This is a genomic window from Nodosilinea sp. AN01ver1 (genome assembly GCF_050565655.1).
Taxonomy (GTDB): Bacteria; Cyanobacteriota; Cyanobacteriia; order Phormidesmidales; family Phormidesmidaceae; genus Nodosilinea.
Window position 1 is genome coordinate 1 of record NZ_JBNXVS010000107.1, and the last position, 3,458, is coordinate 3,458.

Sequence of the window (3,458 nt, forward strand, 5' to 3'; positions counted from 1 at the left end):
CGCTCGTAACTTCGCGCTCAATCTCTACCGCTCCAACGCCTTCTCCAATATGGCTCAGGCTGAACGATTCTGTAAATTCGGCCTAGATACACTCAAGACCGTTTTTAGAATGAAATAGCCCTGGTATTTGATTAGCCTAATCTTAACGATTCTATTAGCAAGATAACGCTTTACCATTTCCCTTGGAACCAAGGGGTTTATTTCGATTCGATATTGCTCTGAAAATTTTCCATTGATATAGTTAGAAAAATCTCGTTCAAATATATCTTTGAATCCTCTGTTTCCAAGCCTTTGAAAAAGCATGATTCCTGAAGGGGTGTGAGTTGGCACCTTCACCATAAAGAAGTAGGGAATAAGCTCAGCATCAAGCATTTGACGAGTGTAGTTAGTTTCGTCATTCTCAACATCGAGAAGATCTGCCTCAATGCCATACTCGCCAGCCTTCAAAGTACCGAAAATCTTTCTTTCATCTTGAGATAAAGATTCATATCTAATAGTTTTCTTGGATTTGTCTTTAGGATCAAAAGGTATACTCGGTAAGTCGCTAACGATATATGTTTTTAGGATTTCTAAAAGATCTACTCCCCACTCTTTTTCGTTGCCAGGATTGACGTATCTATCATTCAATACGTCTTTTACTCTAACTGTGTAAGGCACTAAGTATAGGCTAGGCATGAGGAGTCTCTTAGAGATGAAGCAATCTTAAAAAATGAATGAAGTCTCTTAAAATTCACTAACTGTTTGGCTTCAAATTCCGGAGGGACGCGAGATTGCATCTTTTCTCTGGCATGGCAACGTCAAAAATATCGGTATAGAGCAACACAATCTTGACAGAGGATAGGTTCTCGATAACTTGCTGAAAGAAGGCATTGAACCTTGAATTTTCTGCCTTTTGATTTATGGTTAATAGATTCACTTCTTCACCAGCACCTAGACAAGTAACTGTATCGAAAACAGTGCCAAATACATCAGCAATACCTTCATCTTCAGGAATTAATTCGTCAATTGCTTTAGGCGTTACGTCAGTTTTTTTGACTTCCTCAAAGATTATGTTTTGGATTTGAGCAGGTCCATTGCCAAAGTTCTTGATTGATATAGATAGATGATCTCTGTGAGCGGTTACTATAAATTCGCAGAATGGTCTTAAAACTAATCCTTGTAATTGTTTCTCTCGCTGAGTTTCAAGCTCATAAAGATTAAGCGCTATCAGTATGATGACACCCAAATTGACCAGAGCCAAGAAGGTATTGGCAGTACCACCTAAATAATCACCGAATGAGGCCCAATCGTTAGGATCGCTAGAGATGGATGAACTATGGAAATTCAAGAAATATGCGAGTAGTGGAATTCCGATAGATACCACTATTGCTCCGATGAATAGCCATAGATAGTTGCGTCGGTTTGTTTTCATAGTTTTACGAGAGTAAAGCAACGGATTTATATCAGTCTCCGTGAATGATCTTGAGGTCGTAGGGGGTGAGGCCGTAGAGATGGGCGACCCGGTCATCAATCTCAGCTTCCCACTGGGCCACGCCTTGGCCTTTAGCGTCGAGGCACTTTTGGACGAGAGCGGAGATGACCGCTTTGTCGGCGTCGGAGGCTGGAGGAATGGGGATTTGTGAGACATAAATTCTTTTTAATCTTAATCTTCCATTCTTGCCTGGATCTCCTAGGACAGCAGCAGTTTGGCTTAGGTAATGCCAAGCTAATTTTGAATTTAAGATTCCCATAAGGTATAAATCTTTTATGGGAATCATGAAAGTAGTGTCATTGATAAAACGGCCGTCTGTGTCGAATGAAAACCGCGATTCTTTTGCAATATCTGGGAAAATTATCTTTGGCAATTGGAAAAATTCCTCATAGGTGGCAGCACATCTTTGCAATGCATACCATTCATAGCGGATACCTGTTTCTGATTGGTTTCGGCTAGCAAGCTTGTCTTTAAAGTTCAACAAATAGGTGTAGATGGCCGAGTATCTTGCCTTGAATAATTTCTCGGCTTTTGCCGAAGCGCCTTTAATTAAGGAATCATTGTGTAGTGGGAAATGCCAGGGAATAAAAATGAGCCAGCGATCTTTATCGCGGATATGCCATTTTCGAATATCGTCTCCGACTGAAAGCGGCTTGATGATCTCTGCATTTTTAGGATCTTGCTCAATCAATTCGGCCCTGGTTTTAGCATCAATGACAAAGGCTTTATTAAAACCCGTCTTAACACCGTAGAAAATCTTGCCATCAACATATTTCTCTAGCGGTTTACCTACCGCTTTCATTTTATCTAGGCAAGCTGTAACATCAGCGCTGGCAAACTGCCAGTTCTCACCGCTCAAGGCTAATTCCGATAAAACTTCACCTTTCTCCTTGATTAAAGCTTGAACATCAGGATATGGGGGCTCTAATGAAGTAACTTGCGTGAATCGAGTTAAGGTCTGCTTTTTCTTGCTTTTCTTAGCCAGGAAAATCATTGGAAAGGTGGCTGCATCGAAGACAGACAATTCTCCGAAATCAATAATGTCGCATACTTGGCAGTTCGCTGAAATGTACTTTCGCAGTGGCTTGCCATAGTTTGCTTTAAACCACTTATTGGATGTGATAAAAGCTAGAACACCCTGAGACTTCATAAGTGCTAAGCTGCATCCATAAAAGTAGGTGTAAAGATCGGCTGTGCCTGAATAAATCCCTGGAAAGTTTTGCTTCAGGACTACTTTGTATTCACTGCCCAGTTTTTCATGCCTCACATAGGGCGGATTCCCAATCACAATGTCAAAGCCATCCTCAATGCCAAACATCCAGTGAGGGTCAAAGAAATCAGCTTCTGCAAGCTGGTCGTAGGGTTTCCAGTAGGCAATCTTCTCCGCCGATGACTTCGAGACATTCTGTGATTGCAGCAAGGTTGCAATCTCCGCCCGCAACGCCTCGTCTTTCTCCTTCAGGCGACGCTTCTTGCCCAGGTCATAGGTCTGGAAGTAGTCATGGCGCAGTTGTTCCAGTTCCGCTTCCTTTTCCTTAAGGGCAATATCGCTACCCAGCAATGACAGTTGTTCCGCTTTTTCCAGGGCAAACAGCGTGTTCGCCGCCACAAACTTCATTTCCAGGTTCGGCAATGGAAAGATGCCGCGATTGGGCTGGTAGTCATCCACTGTTTGCTCCACAATCAGGGCAATAAAGCAGCGCAGCTTAGCAATTTGCACCGCAATATTTTGAATATCCACCCCGTAGATACAGTTCTCAATCAAGAACAACTTACGGGGATAGTCCATATCCTGATTGGCAAACTCCGCCTCCAGTCGCTCTAGCCGCTCTTGCAGCTGGTGAATCGCAGTTTCCCGAACGTAATTGCTCAACTAGGTTGACGGGTACCGGCGAATGAGAGAGGGTGGTAGACTTTTGCCATGAAAGACCTGCCGCCCTTAGAAGGCCTTAGTTCTGAGGAGAAAGATGCTCTGATTCGAGAGCTG

At 42.9% G+C, this 3,458-nt stretch carries 3 protein-coding genes; all 3 read right to left on the reverse strand.

Annotated elements, in window-relative coordinates; translation table 11 throughout:
• Positions 1-54 precede the first annotated feature (54 nt).
• Genes ACQ4N7_RS30040 through ACQ4N7_RS30050 form a run of 3 tightly spaced genes read right to left on the reverse strand, consistent with a single transcriptional unit; the run spans position 55 to position 3,344 of the window.
• Positions 55-675 carry a hypothetical protein gene (locus ACQ4N7_RS30040; protein ID WP_430715091.1) on the reverse strand — a complete coding sequence of 207 codons (621 nt, stop codon included), beginning with the start codon at positions 673-675 and terminating at the stop codon, positions 55-57.
• Between the two features lie 58 nt (positions 676-733).
• A complete protein-coding gene (locus ACQ4N7_RS30045; RefSeq protein WP_430715092.1) occupies positions 734-1,411 on the reverse strand; it encodes a hypothetical protein in 678 nt (225 codons plus the stop codon).
• Between the two features lie 31 nt (positions 1,412-1,442).
• Positions 1,443-3,344 carry an Eco57I restriction-modification methylase domain-containing protein gene (locus ACQ4N7_RS30050; protein WP_430715093.1) on the reverse strand — a complete coding sequence of 634 codons (1,902 nt, stop codon included), beginning with the start codon at positions 3,342-3,344 and terminating at the stop codon, positions 1,443-1,445.
• Positions 3,345-3,458: the final 114 nt, after the last annotated feature.